This window comes from Mycobacterium sp. 852002-10029_SCH5224772, from assembly GCF_001667315.1.
Taxonomy (GTDB): Bacteria; Actinomycetota; Actinomycetes; order Mycobacteriales; family Mycobacteriaceae; genus Mycobacterium.
Window position 1 is genome coordinate 18,061 of sequence record NZ_LZHT01000079.1, and the last position, 18,675, is coordinate 36,735.

Consider the following 18,675-nt stretch of genomic DNA (forward strand, 5'->3'; position numbering starts at 1 on the left):
GTAGCACGGCGCGGGCGGGTGACCGGCCCACTCGTTCTCACCGCGACGGCAACCGCTACACCCAATGTCGTTGGGCCCCACTGTGGATCGCGATGTAGCCGCACGTACGAAGGATGGGTGATGGGCAGAGTAGCGGGCAAGGTGGCCGTCATCAGCGGCGCGGCACGCGGCCAGGGCCGGTCGCACGCGCGGATGCTGGCCGCCGAAGGTGCGGACATCATCGCGGTGGACGTGTGCGCGGACATCGAAACCAACGAGTATCCGTTGGCCCGCCCGGAGGACCTTGACGAGACAGCGCGGCTGGTCGAAAAGGAGGGGCAGCGCGCGTACACGGCGGTCGCGGACGTCCGCGACCGGGCGGCCCTGTCCGCCGCCATCGATGCGGGCGTCGCCGAGTTCGGGCATCTGGACGTCGTGGTCGCCAACGCGGGCATCTGCCCACTGACCGCGGGTCTGCCGCCGCAGGCTTTCGCCGACGCCGTGGACGTGGACCTCATCGGCGTGTTGAACCTGGTGCACGCGAGCCTCAAGCATCTGCGCGAAGGAGCGTCGATCATCGTCATCGGTTCCAACGCGGCGTTCATGTCATCGATGAACACCACCGGCATCGACGGCGGCCCCGGCGGCGCCGGATATGCCTTCGCGAAACTGGCTGCCGCACACTATGTCAACGACTTCGCGCTGGCGCTCGCCCGGTTTTCCATCCGGATGAACGCGGTGCATCCCACGAACGTCAACACCGACATGCTGCACAGTCCGCCGATGTACCGTGCCTTTCGGCCCGATTTGAAAGAGCCGGCCCGTGAGGATGCCGAGCCGGTGTTCCCACTGGTGCAGGCGATGCCGGTCCCCTACGTCGAACCCGAAGACATCAGCGAGGCGGTGCTGTTCCTCGCTTCGGATGCGGCGCGCTACATCACCGGACAGCAGCTGCGGGTCGACGCCGGAGGCTTCCTCAAGGTCAAACCGTGGTCGGGAGCGTGATGACCGCCAATCACGGTGCACCGCAATCGGGCTCAGAGGGTGTCCAGCGGCGCCTGTACGAGCTGATGGTGTTGATGAAGGCGGCCGACGACCGACTGGCCCAGGGCATCGGCACCGGCGAGTTCATGTGCGTGTATTGGCCCTCGCGGGGCCAGGAGGCGATCGCGGCCGCGATGGGGGTGGCGTTGCGATCCGACGACCAGTTGGTGACGACCTACCGCGGCCTGCACGACCTCATCGGTAAGGGCGTCCCCCTCGAGGAGATCTACGGCGAGATGATGGGCCGCACGGTCGGCGCCGGCCGGGGCAAAGGTGGCACCATGCACATCGCCAATCCCGCTAGGGGCGTGATGCTTTCGACGGGCATCGTCGGGGCCGGACCGCCCGTGGCCGTCGGGCTGGCGATGGCCGCCAAACGCAAAGGCATCGATCGCGTCACCGTGGTCAGCTTCGGCGACGGCGCCACGAACACCGGATCGTTTCACGAGGCGGCCAACATGGCCGCGCTGTGGGACCTGCCGATCGTGTTCGTCTGCCAGAACAATCTGTACGCCGAGATGACCCCGACGTCGGACACCATGAAGCTCGAGCACGTCGTTGACCGGGCCGCCGGGTACGGCATGCCGGGTGTGCGTGTCGACGGCAACGACCCGCTCGCGGTGACATCGGCCCTCGACGACGCGCTGCGACGAGCGCGCGAGGGGGGCGGCCCCACCTTCATCGAATGCGTCACGTTCCGCTTCCGCGGCCACTACTTCGGCGACCGGACGCCCTACATACCCGCGGAACAACTCGAGGCGGCGATGGCCGCCGACCCGGTGCCACGGTTCCGCGGCCACCTCGCCGCGACCGGCGTCTGCGCTCAGGACGAACTCGACCGCATCGACAGCGACGCGGCGGCGGCGGTGGAAGCGGCGCTGCGAACGGTGATGAGCGCGGACTCCCCGTCGATCGACGAACTCGACCGCGACGTGTATGCGACCCCGATCGGGTTCCCGGTGTAACGACATGGACGAGAAGGAGATGACCATGCGCGAGGCGCTCAACCTCGCGCTGGACCAGGCGCTCGCGACCGACGAACGAGTGTTCTTGCTCGGTGAGGACATCGCCGACCCCGGCGCCTCCGGGCCGACGGCGGGGTTATCGACGAAGTACGGCCACGACCGCGTCCTCGATACGCCGATCTCGGAGGCCGCGATCGTCGGCGCTGCCATCGGCGCGGCGATCGACGGGCTGCTGCCGGTCGCCGAGATCATGATCATGGATTTCATCGGCATCGCCGCCGACCAGCTGATCAACAACGCCGCCAAGCTGAGGTTCATGACCGCCGGGCGGACGTCGGCGCCGATCACCATCCGCACCCAGGTTTACGCAGGATTGGCGACGGGCGCAACGCATTCACAGAGCCTGGAGGCATGGTTCATGCACATCCCCGGGATGAAGGTGATCGTGCCGGCCACGCCACGCGACGGCAAGGGGCTGCTGACCGCGGCGATCTTCGACCCCGATCCGTGCCTGTTCATCGAAACGATTCGGCTGCAAAGCAAGAAGGGGCCCGTCCCCATCGAACCGGGCTTCGCCATCCCCCTCGGCCAGGCCGACATCAAGCGGATCGGCACCGACGTCAGCGTGATCACCTACGGCCGCTGCGTGCACGACGCGCTGAGCGCCGCGGCCACGCTCGGCGCACAAGGCATCAGCGCCGAGGTGATCGACTTGCGCACTCTGGTGCCTCTCGACGTCGACACCATCGTGGGGTCCGTTCGCCGCACGCGGCGAGCCGTGATCGTCCATGACGCGGTGCAATTCGGCGGTCCCGGAGCGGAGATCGCCGCCATCCTGCACGCAGAGCTTTTCGGTGAGCTCGCCGCACCCGTCGAACGGGTCGCCGCCCGGTTCGTCCCCAACCCGGCCGCGGCGGCGCTCGAGGCTCAGGTGTACCCGTCGCCGGCGCGGATCGTCGAAGCGGCCCAGCGCACCTGCAAGAAGGCGACGGTCCGTGGCTGACTTCGTCATTCGCATCCCGCGGGTCTCGGTGGCGGTCTCGGAGGCCGAGCTGACCGGCCTGCTCGTCGGCGCCGGCGAGCACGTCGAGGCGGGCACGCCGATCTACATCATCGCCACCGAGAAGGTCGAGCAGGAGATCGAAGCCGGGGCGACGGGCACCGTGCGGTGGACGGGCCATGTCGGGACCACGTACGACATCGGCGCCGAAATCGGCGTCATCTCGTCATAACCAAGGAAGGTAAGCGCTATGGATCTCAACGAGACCCGCGAGAGAATCATCTACGACAAAAACGGACCGATCGCCCGCATCACCCTGAACTGGCCGGAGAAGGCCAACGCCCAGGACCAGAAACTGGCCGAGGAGGTCGACGCGGCACTGGCCGATGCCGACCGCGACTACGACATCAAGGTGCTGATCCTCAAGGCCAACGGGAAGGGCTTCTGCTCAGGACACGCCATCGGCAACAACGCCGTCGATTACCCGGCGTTCGTAGAGAACGCCATGGTCACTGGCCACCCGTGGAAAGCCCAGAGCGACTTGTTCGTCAAGCCGACACTGAACCTGTGGGAATTCTCCAAACCCACCATCGCCCAGGTGCACGGCTACTGCGTGGGCGGCGGCACGCACATGGGCCTGACCACCGACATCGTCATCGCCTCCGAGGACGCTTACTTCTCCTACCCACCCCTCCAGGGCTTCGGCATGCCGTCGGGCGAATGTTCCATCGAGCCTTGGGTATTCATGAACTGGCGGCGCGCCGCCTACTATCTGTTCACCGCCGAGGTGATCGACGCCAAGAAGGCGCTCGAAGTCGGCCTCGTCAACGAGGTGGTCAAGCGTGAGGACCTGGACGACCGGGTGGACGCGATCGCCCGGCACATCGCCCAGGCGCCGTTGACGACGCTGATGCTCACCAAGGCCAACCTGAAGCGGGCCTGGGAGCTGATGGGCATGCGGGTGCACTGGCAGAGCTCCAACGACCTGGTCGCGCTCGCCTCGATCAGCAAGGACGTGCAGCAGCTGATTCAGACGGTGTTCAAGGACAAGGTGTTGCCGTCCGAGCACGCCCGCCGCCAGGCCGCCGCCGCCCAGACCGACGGCGCCCCAACCACCTAAGGCTCGGTTCGCCGGTGAACATCGCCGACCACGCCATGAGTGCCGCGCAGTCGCCGGCACTCATCACGGACGATGGCACGATCTGCTTCGGCGAGCTACACGCCCGCAGTCAGCGCGTCGCCGCGCTGCTGCACGATGCTGGGCTGCGCCGCGGCGACGGCGTGGCCCTGGTCCTGTCGAACCGCCCGGAATTCCTCGAAATCACCTGGGGATGCCAGCTTTCCGGCCTGTACTACACCGCCGTCAACACCCACTTCACCCCCGATGAAGTCGGCTACGTCGTCGACGACTCCGATGCCACGGCCGTTTTTGTCGACGCCTCGATGCCCGAACTCGCCGCGCACCTGCGTGACACCAACGCCGGGCCGCTCGTCCGCATCGCCGTCGGGGGTTCCGTCCCGGGCTGGCGGTCCTACCCGGACGCGGTGGCGGCGGCCGGCGACGCCCCGCCCGTGTCGGACGGATCGGAGATGCTCTATTCGTCCGGCACGACGGGACGCCCCAAGGCGGTGCGGCGGCCGCTGCCCGCGGACGGCAACGGGTCCTGGGCGCAGGCGGTGCTGGAGCTGGCGCTGATCCACAAATACGGGATGAGCCCATCGAGCGTGTACCTGTCCCCCGCGCCGCTGTACCACGCCGCCGGAGTCAACTACACCATGGCGGCCAACCGCGTCGGCGCCGCGTCGATCCTGATGAAGAGGTTCGACGCCGAGACCGTGCTGCGGCTGATCGAGACCCACCGGGTGACCCACGCCCAGTTCGTGCCGACGATGTTCGTGCGCATGCTCAAACTACCGGCCACCGTCCGGGACAAGTACGACGTGTCGAGCCTGCGGTGCGTCATCCACGCTGCCGCACCCTGTCCCGTCGACGTCAAGCACCGGATGATGGAGTGGTTCGGGCCGATCATTCACGAATACTACGGAGGCACCGAAGGATTCGCGGGAACCACCATCGGCCCGCAGGAATGGCTCGCCCATCCAGGCTCGGTGGGCATCCCGATGGCCCCGGTGCACGTGGTCGGCGAGGACGGGCGGGAACTTCCGGTCGGCGAATCCGGCGAGCTCTATTTCGAAGGCGGCCCCGACTTCGAGTACTTCAAGGATCCCGCCAAGACCGCGTCGGTGTACAACGATCGCGGGTGGCGCTCGCTGGGCGACGTCGGATACGTCGACCGGGACGGGTACCTCTACCTCACCGACCGGTCGACGTTCATGATCGTCTCCGGCGGGGTCAACATCTACCCGCAAGAGGCCGAGAACCTGCTCGTCATGCATCCGAAGCTGGTCGACGCCGCCGTATTCGGGGTCCCCAACGAGGAATTCGGCGAAGAGGTCAAGGCCGTCGTGCAGCCGGCCCGCGGCGTCGTGCCCGGGCCCGACCTCGAAGCCGAACTCATCGAATACTGCCGGGCCCGCCTGGCCGGCTACAAGTGCCCGCGCACCGTGGAATTCGAGCGGGAGCTGCCGCGGGACCCCAACGGAAAGCTCTACAAGAGGCGCATCCGCGAACGGTACTGGCAGGGACGGGTATCGCGGATCCTGTGACGCGACAAGGGATGACGAGATGGCTGTAGGAATGGGCAATGGGACACCGCGACCGGTGCCGTGGGCGGTGCTTACCGCCGATCGAATCCCCAAGCAGCGCTACTACGACCCGGAGTTCTACGCGCGGGAAGCCGAGATGTTGTGGCCACGCATGTGGCAAATGGCGTGCCGGCTCGAGGAAATCCCCAAGGCCGGCGATTTCGTCGAATACGAAATCCTCGACGAGTCCGTCATCGTGGTGCGGGTAGACAACCAGACGGTCCGCGCCTACCACAACGCCTGCCGGCATCGCGGCGTGAAGCTGGTGGAGGGGAACGGGAATCGTCGCACCTTCGTGTGCCCGTTCCACGGCTGGTGCTGGGGCCTCGACGGGCGCAACACGTTGGTGTGGCGCCCCGAAGCGTTCGCCGAAGAAAACCTGGCCGCCGACGACCTGCGCCTGGTGTCGGTGCGGTGCGAGCTCTGGGGCGGTTGCGCGTGGATCAACCTCGACGACCACGCGCCGGCGTTGCGTGACTGGATGGAGCCGTTCGCGTCGGTCTACGACGCCTGGCAGGTCGACTCGCTGCGCGTCGAGTGGTGGCAATCGTGCCGGCTGCCGGTGAATTGGAAGCTGGCCGCGGCGGCGTTCATGGAGGGCTACCACGTCCCGCAGACCCATCCTCAGCTGCTGCCGTCCGCGCAGACCGGCGATCCCGCCGCCGCGGTGCATCCCGTCGTCGCGAGCAGCCTGTATTTCATGCGCACCCTCGGCGACGGCATGGGCGGCATGACCCACGAAAACGACATCCGCATCGCCGAGGGCCTGCGCGACATCGAACTGCCGTCGGACCCGGCGGCGGCGATGGCCACATGGCGCAGCGCGCTGAACGACGCCGTCGTCGACTGGCATCGGGCCCGGGGCAGCGGCATGCCCGATCTCAACGAGCTGGTCCGCCGCGGGATCACCGACGCGATCGGGTTCGCCTTCCCGCACTACTTCATCCTGCCGACCTATAGCAGCGCGTCGTCGTACCGCATCCGGCCACTCGGACCCGAGGACACGTTGTTCGAGATCTGGTCCCTCACACGGTTTCCCGACGACGCGTCGGCCGGCAAACCCACGCCGCCGGAGCCGATGGCGCCCGACGACCCGCGCTGGCCGCCCATTCCCGCCCAAGACTTCTCCAACTTGCCCAGGCAACAAAAGGGACTGCATTCCAAAAGCTTTGACTTCATGCGGTTGTCCAACCAGATCGAAGGGTTGATCTCCAACTTCGAGCGCGTCATCGACGGCTTCCTGGCGGGCCTGCCCTACGACGCGCTGATACCCGCGATCCAGAAGACGAACACCACCATCGACGTGCCGATCGCCGATCTCGGCTTCACCACAATCTCCGGGGAGGCGCGATGAGCGCTCAGTGGGACCGCTCCGTCGACCTGGTCATCGCGGGCAGCGGCGGCGGCGGCATGGTCGCCGGGCTGGCGGCGCTGGACCGCGGGCTCGAGCCGCTCATCATCGAAAAGCAGTCATTGATCGGCGGTTCGACGGGGCTGTCCGGTGGCATCGTCTGGCTGCCCAACAACCCCTTGATGCGCAGGGACGGCATCGCCGACACGCACGAGGACGGCCTGGCCTACCTGGCCGACGTGGTCGGCGACATCGGTGCGCCGTCCTCGCCGCAGCGGCGGGAAATGTTCCTCACCGCCGGCCACGAGATGGTCAATTTCCTCACCCGCAAGGGCGTGGCACTGATCCGGTGCGCGGGCTGGAGCGACTACTACCCGAACCACAAGGGCGGCAACGCGTTCGGCCGCGCCATCGAGGGAATCCCCTTCGACGCCGCGCAGTTGGGCGACTGGCGCGACAGGGTGCAGCCGCCGCTGGCCAAGAACTATGGATACGTGGTGCTGACCAACGAGTTGCGTTCGGTTCAATATTTCAACCGTTCCCCGGGCGCGTTCGCGGTGGCGGCCCGGGTGTTCCTGCGCACCGCGGCGGCGCGGGTCCAGCGGCGTCAGATCCTCACTAACGGCGCCTCGCTGATCGCTCAGCTGCTCAAGGCGCTGATGGACCTCAGTGACGGGCCTCCCCCGTTGTGGACCGACGCGGCGCTGGCCGACCTCGTCGTCGAGGACGGCCGGGTGGTGGGCGCGCGGATCGTGCGCGACGGCGAACCGCTGAACGTCGAGGCCCGCAAGGGAGTCCTGTTGGCCGCCGGCGGTTTCGGGCACAACAAGGAGATGCGCCGCCGGTACAGCGGTGACCAACCCAACGAAGGCCAGTGGTCGATCGCCAACGCCGGCGACACCGGCGAGGTGCTCGAGGCGGCGATGCGCCTGGGCGCGAAGACCGATCTGCTGGACGAGGCGTGGTGGCTGCCTTCGGTTTTCATCGCCAACGGCGGGGCCGTCGCCGCGTCGCTCGGATCGGGCCGCCAGCGCCCCGGCGCCATCTATGTCGACTCGAGCGGCCGGAGGTTTTGCAACGAGTCGAACTCCTACGTCGAGGTCGGCAAAGCGATGTACGCCAACAAGGCCGTACCGTGCTGGATGATCTTCGACGACGGCTATGTGCGCCGATACGTCACCAGCACGAGCCCACTGAAGACCCTGAAACGCAACCAGCCGTTGCCGCCGGCGCTGATCGAGTCCGGCGCCGTCAAACGAGCGATGACCATTTCGGAGCTGGCTGGCGAGATCGACCTTCCCGCCGACGAATTGGCGCACACGATTCAGCGGTTCAACGCCTACGCGGCCAAGGGTTTGGATCCGGACTTCGGCCGCGGCCAGTCGGCCTACAACGACTGCCTGGGCGATCCCGGATATCGGCCGAACGCCGCCATCGGGCCGCTCGACACCGCGCCGTACTACGCGACCCGGGTGCTCCCCGCGGACGTCGGGACGTGCGGGGGCGTGATCACCAACGAGTTCGCGCAGGTTCTCGACGAGCAGGATCGGGTGATCGAGGGCCTGTACGCCACCGGAAACACGACGGCGACCGTGATGGGGCGGACCTATCCGGGCGCCGGGGCGAGCATCGCCAGCTCGATGGTGTTCGGCTACGTCGCCGCATGCCACGCCGCCGGCAAGTAATGGCGAGCGCTAGGAGCTTTCGTCGCGGTCGACGAATTCGCGCGGCTTCATGCCCGACTGCATGAACTCGGCGCGCCGCGCCTGCACATCGGAAGCGGCGCCGACCATGTTCGTCAGGATGTGACTGACCTGCAGGTGCACCCGCATCCCCATCAATTCCCAGGCGCGCTTCACGTTGTTCTTGACCGCCATCAGTGTGGTCAACGGGATCTGGGCGATCCTGCGCGCCATCTCTTCGACGGTGTCCTCGAGCTGACCGCGCGGCACCACCCGGTTCAGCAGCCCCCAGTCGAGGGCCTGCTGCGCGGACAGCGTCGGCGCCAGCAGCAGCCAGTCCATGGTGCGGTGCCAGTTCATCAGCAGCCACGGCTCTATCATGGTGTGCCCGCCGGGCTCGCCGAGGCTTTGGGCAAGGGGCATCTGGAAATACGCGTCCTCGGAGGCCACGCAGAAATCGGTCAGCAACCCGAGATAGATTCCCCCGCCCATGCAATAGCCATGGATTTGCGAGATGGTCGGCTTCGGAAATTCCCACAGGTACAACGTCGGCCACAGGAACAGGTCGGCGGTGCCCTTGTAAAGGTCCTCGAACGTCTCCCCGAAATCCGGATACGGGTTTTCGTCCGGCCCCCAGCCCGCCACATGCCCACCGCAGAACCCCTTGCCGTTGGCTTTGAGGATGACGACCTTGATGTCCTTGTCGCGGTCGGCCTCGTGCAGGCAGTCGTCGACCTCGGTGACCAGGATCGCGTCTTTGGTGTTGGCCTTGTCCGACCGGTTCAGAATGATCCGCGCAATCGGCGGTTCGCGTTCATAGATGACCGCTTCGAGCTCGCGCCGCTCCATGGTCGGACCATACCCTTCCGCACCCCGCGCGCCGTCGATTTAGCGGTTGCGTGATCGGGATGCGAGGAGTGAGCTGTATTCGGGTGGGCAGTGACGACGGATGGGGCTGATATGGCGACTCCTCTCGACCGGGTACGGCAGCTGGACCTGGTGGCGCGGCTCAAATCCTCTTATCCCGAACTTCCGGACGCTCCCACGCCGGATCTCATCGACCACGAGCGTTTCGCCGCCTACGTCAAGACCCCGCACGATGTCGGCGGCGAGCCGGACGCTCCGATCGAGTTCGAGAACAAGCAGTACGAGATATGGGAGCACAACACCTATGTCATGTGCGAGGTGCTCGGCTGGCGCGGGATCTGGCTGTCCGAGGAAAGGCGCCGGATGGGCAACGTCGATCTCGGCCGCACCATCTATCTCGGGCTTCCCTATTACGGACGCTGGCTCTTGGCGGTGGCGCGTGTCCTCGCCGAAAAGCACCACATCGGGCTGAGCGAATTGGCCGAACGGATCGCCGAGGTCAAGGCGCGCTACGCGGACGGCCTGAGCGGAAAGGCCTTGGCGGCCAAGCCGAAGTTCGAAGGCGATCCCGCGCCGGTCAACCGCAACCGGCACCACATCCATGCCGTGGGCAAAGGCGACCCCCAGGTGTATGCCGGGCGGGCGGGCACACCGAAATTCAGCGTCGGTGACAAGGTCGTGGTGCGGGATCTGCCCGTGCTGCTCTACACCCGCACGCAGGAATATGTGCGCGGCGCGACGGGCGAGGTCGCGGTCGTGTCGTATGAAAGCCCCGCCGCCGAGGACGAAACCTGGGACGGGGCAGACCAACAGCCGGAGTGGTTCTACATCGTCCGGTTCACTCTCTCCGAGTTATGGCACGGCTACACCGGGCCCGGCAACGACACGTTGCAGACGGAAATCCCACAACGGTGGCTCGAAGCGGCCGGCTAGCCACGGGCTGCGAGTTTGGGAAAGGACGACCGCATGGCCGCTCACGAACACGATCATGACCACGAGCGCACCGCTGCGCCGATGGTGGACGAAATCACCGACTTCGAAGTCCTCGAGATCGCACTGCGCGAATTATGTATCGAGAAAGGGCTTTTCAGCGCGGAAGATCATCGCCGCTTCACCGAGTTCGCCGAACAGATCGGCCCCACGCCCGCGGCGCGCCTGGTGGCGCGGGCCTGGCTCGATCCCGGCTACCAGGAGCTGGTGCGCTCGGATCCGCTCGCCGCGAGCAAGGAGGTGGGGGTCGACTGGCTGGAGCCGACGGGGTTCGGGACGCCGAGTGACTTCACGGCCCTGCATGTGCTCGAAGACACCCCGGCGCTGCATCACGTGATCGTCTGCACGCTGTGCTCCTGCTATCCGCGGCCGATACTCGGCAATTCCCCCGAGTGGTACCGGACACCCAACTATCGCCGCCGCATCGTGCGCTGGCCCCGCCAGGTGCTCGCGGAGTTCGGCCTGATTCTCCCGGAGGACGTCGAGATCCGGGTGGAAGACTCCAACCAGAAGCACCGCTTCATGGTGATGCCGGTCCGTCCCGACGGAACGCAGGGGTGGACCGAGGATCAACTCGCCGAGATCGTCACGCGCGACTGCCTGATCGGTGTCGCGCTGCCCAAGCCGGGTGTGACAACCAACGCCGTCACCCAGACCCGTCCCGCCGTCCATCCCGTCGAGCAATGAGACACCGATGAGCACCGCGCACACCCCACACCCGATCGAGGGCTCAACAGTCGTGCCGCTGACGAAAATCGTTGAACGCAACCAGGTCTGGAGTCGCATGGCGGCAAGGTACGGGGTCGACAACCCGGTACCGCCCTGGCAAACGAGTCTCGACGGCATGTGTGATGCGATCGACCAAAGCTCCTGTGGCGCCGAAGTTCTCGGTTTCGCCGAGCGGCGTGACGACGAGGACGCGCTGTCGGCGACCGTTTACTCCGGGCTGCCCTACCCGGAGAACCGTCTGGTCGCGTTGGCGCACTCGTTGGTGGCGCGCGGCGTCATCGACGAATCCGAGCTCGAGGAAAGGCTGGCCGCCGTGCGGGCCAGGCTGGAATCCTGAGCGAGCTCCACTGCGGCGCACATCACACCGAGTTCCCGGGCGCTTTCTCGTCGTTGTGCACGGGGTGCGCTATGCTGACTGCAACGTTGGCTTCAAAGCCTGATGTCAACTACGTCGTGGAACGCTTCTTCATCCCACTGGTGCTGCCCCGAAATTTCGGGCTTAACCACCACGTTCAGATGATCCGTGCACCCGCACTAGCTTGTCTCGCGGCGATCGATTTTGCCCTCCGGCAATCTCGCCAACTTGTGCCGAAAACCGTGCGCGACAAACGCGTTGCCGGTCCGGCATGACCGATGCCTGAAAGGCACCGAAAAGTGACTACCGACAAAACTTTTGCCGACCTCGGCGTGCGCAGACCACTCGTCGATGCGCTCGCGAAGCGCGGCATTACCGATCCATTCCCCATTCAGGTTGCGACCCTGCCCGATACGCTGGCCGGCCGCGATGTACTCGGCCGCGGGAAAACGGGCAGTGGGAAGACCCTTGCCTTTTCGATTCCGCTGGTCAGCCGACTCTCCGAACGCAGCGGCCGCCGCTCGAGGCCATCGGGTTTGGTGCTCGCTCCTACCCGTGAGTTGGCGAGCCAGATCACCGCGACGCTCGAGCCGTTGGCAGCCGCCTGCGGTCTGCGCGTCACCACGATCTTCGGCGGCGTTTCACAACACCGTCAGGTAGCCGCCCTCAAATCCGGCGTCGACATCGTCGTGGCTTGCCCCGGTCGGCTCGAGGACCTGATGAAACAGCGTTTGATCAGTCTCGAGGCGATCGAGATCACCGTGATCGACGAAGCCGATCACATGGCCGATCTCGGCTTCCTGCCCGGCGTCACGCGGATCCTGGCGGCCACTCCGAATGGCGGCCAGCGGCTGATGTTTTCGGCGACCCTGGACAACGGCGTCGACAAGCTCGTCAACCGATTTCTCCGCGACGAGGTGCTGCACTCCGTCGACGGGGCCGACTCGCCGGTTTCCGAAATGACGCATCACGTCTTCCACGTGGCCAATGCGGACGCCAAGAAGGAACTCGTGCACCGGCTGGCGTCCGGCACCGGGCGTCGAATTCTGTTCATGCGCACCAAGCATCAAGCGCGCAAACTCGCCAAACAGCTCACCGAATCGGGAGTTCCGTCGGTCGACTTGCACGGGAACCTGTCTCAGCCCGCCCGCGAGCGCAACCTTGCGATGTTTGCCTCGGGCGGCGCCCGGGTGCTGGTGGCGACCGATATCGCCGCGCGGGGCGTGCACGTCGACGAGGTCGAGCTTGTCGTGCACATCGACCCGCCGGCCGAGCACAAGTCTTACCTGCACCGCTCCGGGCGCACCGCGCGGGCGGGCAGCGCGGGTGACGTCGTCACCGTGGTTCTGCCCGAGCAGCGCCGAGACACCCAGTCACTGATGCGCAAGGCCGGCATCAAGGTCGCTCCGCAGCAGGTGACCGCGTCATCGGACGCGGTGCAGGCGCTCGTGGGTGAGGTCGCGCCCTACCAGGCGCCCGCACCCGCGCCCGCCAATGTTCCTTCGCGCTCGCCGCGGCAGCATCGACCGAACGCTGGTGGTCAGCGACGCCGGAATAACCGCAATACCCGGTCACCCAAGACCAATGCACCCACCGACTCGGCGATATCGCACCGCAGTGCCACACCGACGCGGCGGCTGGATCGTCGGCGTTCGAGCCGCGCGCAGGGAAGCACCGGGTAGTTTGCTGCCCGGAACGAGTCAGCGCCGAGCGAGCAGCCAGGCCTGACCCTCCGCTTCGCCGTCGGCGACGACATCCAGTTCGGCGAACGCGGCGGTCAGCTCGCCGGGTAACGCGCGGAACGGCCCCGGAGCCGCCCCCACCTCGCTGAGCACGGCGATCGCCAGCAGCCCACCGGGCGCCAGTCGTTCGATGATCGCCCGATCGAGGCGACGGTCCCGGAACTTGCAGCAGAGGATGACGTCGGCGGGCGTGCCCGGGGGTAAGCCACCGTCGAAATCGACAACGTTGAAGCGACAGCGGTCGGCCACCGCGGCACGCTGGGCCAAGTCCCGAGCGTGGGCGATCGCCACCGGCGAGATGTCCAACCCCACCACCCGCAGGCCCCGCAACGCCAGCCACACCGAACCCAGTCCCTGCCCGCAGGCCAGGTCGAGCCCCGTGCCGGCGGTGGGGAACGCCTCTGCGTGGCGCGCGAAGACGTCGGGCGGCGCAACCGAAGCCAGCGGGGGCGGCCCCTTCGCCGCGTACCGCTCGTCCCAGCGATGCCGGTCCGCTTCGCCCATACGCGACACTCTAGGACCGACTTCTTCTGGACAACTGTCTGTTATCGGGATCGCGGTATCACGCCGACCGCGACGAATGGACGTTGTTGGCGGCAGCCGACGTTCCTACACTGGACGGGTGTCCAACGAGGCGTCGTCCCGGGTTACCGCCAAAACCGCCGACGGCGCCGCTCGCCGGTCGGACCGCCGTCCTGGCCAGACGATTCGCAAGGTCCTTGACGCCGGGCTGGAGGAACTGCGCGAATCCTCGTACGCGAACCTGACGATGCGCGCCGTCGCGACTCGCGCCGGGGTCTCGCCGGCCAGCGCCTACACCTATTTCCCGTCGAAAAGCGCGCTGGTCGCGGCGGTGTACCTGCGGTTCCTGCGCGACCTCCCGCTGCACACCGATGTCAATCAAACGACCAAGACCCGCGTCAGCGCCACACTGCGGGACATGGCGGTGATGGTCGCCGACGAGCCGGAGCTGACCGCCGCCTCCGGCGCGGCCCTGATGGCCGACGATCCGGCGGTCAAGCCGCTGCGGGACCAGATCGGCGAGGAGGTGACCAGGCGGATCAGCGCCGCGCTCGGGCCGGGGTGGCCACGCGCGGTGAAGTCCACGCTGCAGATGACCTTCTCCGGTGCGCTGATGACCGCCCGGTTCATCAGTTTCGCGGAGATCGCCGGACAGCTCGACGAGGCGGTTAACCTCATCCTGGGCGCCTCCGTGGCGTGAAACACGCAGCGCCCCAAGATCATCCGCTCGATGCGCGCGTAACTAGCCGGTAGTGGCCAGCTTTCGGGATGTGCGCCCCGCCCGCAGGAACTGACCAAGTCGTTCCTTGCCCAGTGCCGGCGCGGCCTTCCCCGCCCCGAACGCGAGTTTCCCGGACACCAGCACGGCCGTGACCGTGTCGTCGTTGCGGTTCACCATCCGCGACAGCCCGCCGTAGGACTCGACCGGATGCTCGGCGTAGCGGTCGAGCGACTCGTCGAGCTTGGCGGGGTCGATGATGACGATGTCGGCGCGGTCGCCTTCGCGCAGCGTGCCGGCGTCGATGCCGTACCACTCCCCGAGCTCGCCGGTCAGCCGGTGCACGGCGCGCTCCATCGAGATGAACGGCTTGCCGGACTTCTCGGCATCGTGCGCATGCCGCAGCAGGCGCAGCCCGGAGTTGTAGAACGCCATGTTGCGCAGATGCGCGCCCGCGTCTGAGAACCCCATCTGGACGGTCGGGCTCTGGGCCATCTTTTTGAGGACCTCGGGGCGATGGTTGGAGATCGTGGTCCGCCAGCGCAGCTTTTCGCCGTGTTCGACGACCAGGTCGAGGAAGGCGTCGACCGGATGCAGCCCGCCGCGCTCCACGCCGACCTGCCCGAACGACTTGCCGATGACGGTCTGGTCGGGGCAGTCCACGATTTCGGCGTCGAAGAAGTCGCGGTGCCACACCCGGGGGCCGAATTTGCTGTCGTAGTCCTTGCGGAACTTGCGCCGATACTCCTCGTCGCGCATGAGTTGATTGCGCTCGATCTCCGTCTGCAGGTGCAGCGCCGCGGCGCCGGAGCCGAACTCCTCGAAGACCACCAACGAAATCCCGTCGGCGTAGACCTCGAACGGCACCGGCAAATGCTGCCAGCGAAAATTGCCGCCCAGCGCATTGACGACGCGAGCGAGCCGGTCCATGACGTGAATCACGAACGGGATGGCCTTGATGTCGGCCGCCGACAGCAGGCTGGTCTTCAATCGGGGCCGGCGGAACCCGAGGGACGTTATCAACTGCGACACCACCGACAGCGGATTCTTGATGTCCGGGCCGGACTGCAGGATCTTGTCGCGCCTCCGCAGGATCGCGTTCAGGCGGCGCAGCTCGCGCGATGAAGCGTACGTCGAGGGCAGCGTGCGCGATCGGCACACTTCGCCGTCGAGCTTGTCGAACAGCAGTCGCTGCGACGACATCCCGACGAACCCTTCGTCGAGCGCGTCGTTCAGCATCGATTCCATCCGGGCGAGTTCGGCAGCAGACGGCCGGACGTCCTTGCGGGTCGCCCGGTCCAGGCCCATCGTCGCGGCGCGCAGGTCCGAGTGGCCGATGAACGCCGCAAGGTTCGGGCCCAGGTTGAGGCGTTCGAGTTCGTCCACATATTCCCGGGGATTGGTCCATGACCGCGCCGCATCGAGGTGCTCGATGACGTAGCGCCTGGGGATGGCTTCGACCCGGCCGAAGATGTCCCCCGCATCGACACTGTTCAGGTAGACGGTGGACAGCGAACACGATCCGAGCATCACGGTCGTCACACCGTGCCGCAATGATTCGGAAAGCTCAGGCGCGCACAGGATTTCGACGTCATAGTGGGTGTGGATGTCGATGATCCCGGGGATCACCCACTGGCCCGTCGCGTCGATGACATCGGCGCCGGTCGTGTCCAGCCCGGCGGCGATGGCGACGACGCGGCCGTCGCGTACCCCGATGTCGCGCACCGCCGACGGTCCTCCCGTCCCGTCGAACCAGCGTCCGTTCGTGATCACGGTGTCGTACTGCATCGGTCGGCCTTTCTGTCAGGCGCGCTACCTGCTGGATCCGCTGTGATCATACATACTCGGCATAGTGTCTGGCCGTGTTATCGGTGCGCGACGCGATCGTTAGCCAGCAACGACGGTGCCGCGACGGGCGCTATGATCCCAGCTGTGGGGATCACCGCCTACGGGTTTGCCGTTCGTTAATCATGCGCAGTCACGGTTGGGCAGGAAACACACCGGCCTCCGATGCGGAGGCGATCGAGCGCATCCTCGACGCCGCCGACAAGATCATCGACGAACGCGGTTCAGCGTTGCGGATCGCGGACGTGGCGCGGGCACTCGGCGTCACCCGGCAGACCGTCTACCGATACTTCCCCGGGACGCAGGCGTTGCTGGTGGCGTCCGCGATGCGTTCGGCGGACGGCTTCCTCGACCGCATGGCGGCCCATCTCGACGGCGTCACCGATCCGGTCGTCGCCATCACGGAGGGAATGGCTTTCGCCGTCGAGGAGCTGGCCGGCGACAATCAGGTCGAATTCGTTCTCAACCAGCGCCACCATGGCGGCCAGAAAGTTTCGATCATCTCCGATACCGCGTTGGCATTCGGCCGGTCGATGCTGCATCGCTACGACATCGACTGGGAGCATTACGGTTTCGACGAAGCGGGCCTCGACGAGCTGAACGAGTTCTCGCTGCGGGTCCTGCATTCCTTCCTCGCCGACCCGGGACGGCCGCCCCGCAGGGGCGCCGATCTGCGGCGCTATCTCACCCGCTGGATCGGCCCGGCGATCGCCTACCCCCAGCTGGTCCGGGCGATGGATGCGCTCGGCACTGGCGAGCCGCCGCGAACGCGCCGGCGCTCGCCCAAGGCCTCCTGACGGGACAGGCGAGGTCCGGGACACGCGGTCCGGCACCGGGTTGACGCCAACGGCGCAGACCATACATTTTTGTTGATATGTCTGCGACCGACGGGTCGGTTGGCCGGTTGATCTGGTCCTCGAGTTCGGCGATCCTCGACGAGTCGACGTTGAGGACAACCGATCAAGGAGCCGCAATGGTGGGTCTGGGGCAAATCGCACTCGATAGCGCGCCTGTTTTCGGGGGCGTGATGCTCGCCGTCGCCGCCGGGCAGTTCAAAGGTCCTGACTATCGAGGAATGATCAGACAGGACATGGACCTGCTGGACCGATTGCCCCCGGACGCCACCGACCGGCGTGCCCAGCTGCAGCGGACCATTGACGCGCGCATCGACGACATGGTCGACGCCGCCGACCGCAGCCGCGCGTTGCGCCGGGCCGCACTGTCTTACCAGGGCAACTGGCGAGACGTGGTGCTGCTGCTCTGTGCGGTGTTGTTCACCATCGTCTGGTGGAACGTGAGCCACAGCAGGAGCAGCTGGCTGCCCATGTTCATCGTGCTGATCATCCTGTCGCTGGTCGCCGCCGCCTACGCGTTCCGCGGGACATTGCATGCCGCCAGTTCGTTCGTCCGCAAGCGACACGGAGCCGACCGGCCGGATTAGGCGGCATTCGTGTGCCGCTCATCGCGCCGGCGCGGCGCTGATCATCGTGTGCACGTCCTCGACCGACCAGGGCCCGGCCTCATGGTGATCGCGGTAACCCAGCACGCGCGCTGTCTGGCGGTCGAAACTGCCGACGAAACCGCCTGCGGCAACCAGGATCTGGCCCGTCACGTCACGCGCCAAGTCGCTGGCGAGATAGGCGTAGACCGGGGCCACGAATGCGGGCGGAGCGGTGTCGAGCGAGGCTCGCATCGTCATCTCGTCGAGCAGCCCGCGGCGGTGCAGGTCTTCGATATGTCTTTCGTACTCGCGACCGGTCGACAGCCGCGTCCTGGCGCCGGGGCACACCACGTTGGCCCGAATGCCGTGGGGCTTCAGTTCGGCGGCAATGGCCATTGTCAGGCCGTTGACGGCGCCCTTGCCCGCGGGATAGCCGGTCCCGCCGTAGTCACCCAGAAACGCCACCGAACCGGTGTTGATGATGGCCCCGTGTCCCTGCGCGACCATGGCCGGAGCGGCGGCCCGGCACGTGTGAAACGCCGTGCCCAGGTGGGCACCGATCAGCCGGTCAAACTCGGCCGCGGAGATCTTCAGGATCGAGGACCCCGGCGGCTCGGCGATTCCGGCGCAATTGACCAGTGTGTCCAGCCGCCCGAACGTGCTGACGCATTCGTCGACGAGCCTTTGGGCAATCCGCTCGTCATCTGCGGCCCCCTCGGCCGGGGCCGCGGGGCCGCCG

General features: G+C 66.7%; 20 protein-coding genes. 16 read left to right on the top strand and 4 right to left on the bottom strand.

Annotated elements, in window-relative coordinates; all coding sequences use genetic code 11:
- Positions 1–120 precede the first annotated feature (120 nt).
- The 8 genes from A5775_RS13745 to A5775_RS13780 are packed head-to-tail and all read left to right on the top strand — an operon-like array spanning position 121 to position 8,730.
- Positions 121–984: a mycofactocin-coupled SDR family oxidoreductase gene (locus A5775_RS13745; RefSeq protein ID WP_067253011.1), complete on the top strand. Its 864-nt coding sequence runs from the start codon at positions 121–123 to the stop codon at positions 982–984.
- Positions 984–1,988, top strand: a complete 1,005-nt coding sequence (locus A5775_RS13750) for a thiamine pyrophosphate-dependent dehydrogenase E1 component subunit alpha (RefSeq protein ID WP_197512563.1) — start codon at positions 984–986, stop codon at positions 1,986–1,988. The genes A5775_RS13745 and A5775_RS13750 overlap by 1 nt, the downstream gene beginning before the upstream one ends.
- Before the next feature lie 4 nt (positions 1,989–1,992).
- Positions 1,993–2,991: an alpha-ketoacid dehydrogenase subunit beta gene (locus tag A5775_RS13755; RefSeq protein ID WP_067253013.1), complete on the top strand. Its 999-nt coding sequence runs from the start codon at positions 1,993–1,995 to the stop codon at positions 2,989–2,991.
- Entirely contained in the window at positions 2,984–3,220 is a 237-nt protein-coding gene (locus A5775_RS13760) for a lipoyl domain-containing protein (RefSeq protein ID WP_067253015.1), read from the top strand. Before A5775_RS13755 ends, A5775_RS13760 begins: the two co-directional genes overlap by 8 nt.
- 18 nt (positions 3,221–3,238) lie before the next feature.
- Complete coding sequence (locus A5775_RS13765) at positions 3,239–4,108, top strand: enoyl-CoA hydratase-related protein (protein ID WP_067253017.1); 870 nt, start codon at positions 3,239–3,241, stop codon at positions 4,106–4,108.
- Between the two features lie 14 nt (positions 4,109–4,122).
- Complete coding sequence (locus A5775_RS13770; RefSeq protein WP_067253019.1) at positions 4,123–5,655, top strand: acyl-CoA synthetase; 1,533 nt, start codon at positions 4,123–4,125, stop codon at positions 5,653–5,655.
- Positions 5,656–5,674: 19 nt separating this feature from the next.
- A complete protein-coding gene (locus A5775_RS13775) occupies positions 5,675–7,048 on the top strand; it encodes a Rieske 2Fe-2S domain-containing protein (RefSeq protein WP_231995180.1) in 1,374 nt (457 codons plus the stop codon).
- On the top strand, positions 7,045–8,730 hold the full coding sequence (locus A5775_RS13780) for an FAD-binding protein (RefSeq protein WP_067253023.1): 1,686 nt from the start codon (positions 7,045–7,047) through the stop codon (positions 8,728–8,730). Before A5775_RS13775 ends, A5775_RS13780 begins: the two co-directional genes overlap by 4 nt.
- Before the next feature lie 9 nt (positions 8,731–8,739).
- Here A5775_RS13780 and A5775_RS13785 read toward each other — a convergent pair whose 3' ends face one another.
- A complete protein-coding gene (locus A5775_RS13785; RefSeq protein WP_067253026.1) occupies positions 8,740–9,576 on the bottom strand; it encodes an enoyl-CoA hydratase-related protein in 837 nt (278 codons plus the stop codon).
- A gap of 111 nt (positions 9,577–9,687) precedes the next feature.
- On the opposite strand from A5775_RS13785, the gene A5775_RS13790 reads away from it, so the two are divergent.
- The 5 genes from A5775_RS13790 (at position 9,688) to A5775_RS13805 (ending at position 13,350) form a co-directional block, all read left to right on the top strand.
- The gene (locus A5775_RS13790; protein ID WP_067253028.1) at positions 9,688–10,527 is read left to right on the top strand and encodes a nitrile hydratase subunit beta; all 840 of its coding nucleotides are present in this window, start codon (positions 9,688–9,690) and stop codon (positions 10,525–10,527) included.
- Between the two features lie 33 nt (positions 10,528–10,560).
- A complete protein-coding gene (gene scnC / locus A5775_RS13795; protein WP_067253051.1) occupies positions 10,561–11,271 on the top strand; it encodes a thiocyanate hydrolase subunit gamma in 711 nt (236 codons plus the stop codon).
- A gap of 7 nt (positions 11,272–11,278) precedes the next feature.
- A complete protein-coding gene (locus A5775_RS13800) occupies positions 11,279–11,650 on the top strand; it encodes a thiocyanate hydrolase (protein ID WP_067253030.1) in 372 nt (123 codons plus the stop codon).
- Between the two features lie 71 nt (positions 11,651–11,721).
- On the top strand, positions 11,722–11,943 hold the full coding sequence (locus A5775_RS25430; RefSeq protein WP_156660691.1) for a hypothetical protein: 222 nt from the start codon (positions 11,722–11,724) through the stop codon (positions 11,941–11,943).
- 24 nt (positions 11,944–11,967) lie between these two features.
- A complete protein-coding gene (locus tag A5775_RS13805; protein WP_067253032.1) occupies positions 11,968–13,350 on the top strand; it encodes a DEAD/DEAH box helicase in 1,383 nt (460 codons plus the stop codon).
- Between the two features lie 18 nt (positions 13,351–13,368).
- On the opposite strand, the gene A5775_RS13810 is transcribed toward A5775_RS13805, so the two are convergent.
- On the bottom strand, positions 13,369–13,914 hold the full coding sequence (locus tag A5775_RS13810; RefSeq protein WP_067253034.1) for a class I SAM-dependent methyltransferase: 546 nt from the start codon (positions 13,912–13,914) through the stop codon (positions 13,369–13,371).
- Between the two features lie 118 nt (positions 13,915–14,032).
- Between A5775_RS13810 and A5775_RS13815 the strand changes: the two genes are divergently transcribed.
- Complete coding sequence (locus tag A5775_RS13815; RefSeq protein ID WP_067253036.1) at positions 14,033–14,632, top strand: TetR/AcrR family transcriptional regulator; 600 nt, start codon at positions 14,033–14,035, stop codon at positions 14,630–14,632.
- Between the two features lie 42 nt (positions 14,633–14,674).
- Here A5775_RS13815 and A5775_RS13820 read toward each other — a convergent pair whose 3' ends face one another.
- The gene (locus A5775_RS13820) at positions 14,675–16,438 is read right to left on the bottom strand and encodes an amidohydrolase family protein (protein WP_067253038.1); all 1,764 of its coding nucleotides are present in this window, start codon (positions 16,436–16,438) and stop codon (positions 14,675–14,677) included.
- Between the two features lie 182 nt (positions 16,439–16,620).
- Between A5775_RS13820 and A5775_RS13825 the strand changes: the two genes are divergently transcribed.
- On the top strand, positions 16,621–17,292 hold the full coding sequence (locus tag A5775_RS13825) for a TetR/AcrR family transcriptional regulator (RefSeq protein WP_067253041.1): 672 nt from the start codon (positions 16,621–16,623) through the stop codon (positions 17,290–17,292).
- A gap of 176 nt (positions 17,293–17,468) precedes the next feature.
- The gene (locus A5775_RS13830) at positions 17,469–17,936 is read left to right on the top strand and encodes a hypothetical protein (RefSeq protein WP_067253053.1); all 468 of its coding nucleotides are present in this window, start codon (positions 17,469–17,471) and stop codon (positions 17,934–17,936) included.
- A gap of 18 nt (positions 17,937–17,954) precedes the next feature.
- Here A5775_RS13830 and A5775_RS13835 read toward each other — a convergent pair.
- A partial coding sequence (locus A5775_RS13835; protein WP_067253043.1) for an SDR family NAD(P)-dependent oxidoreductase occupies positions 17,955–18,675 on the bottom strand: 721 nt, incomplete at its 5' end.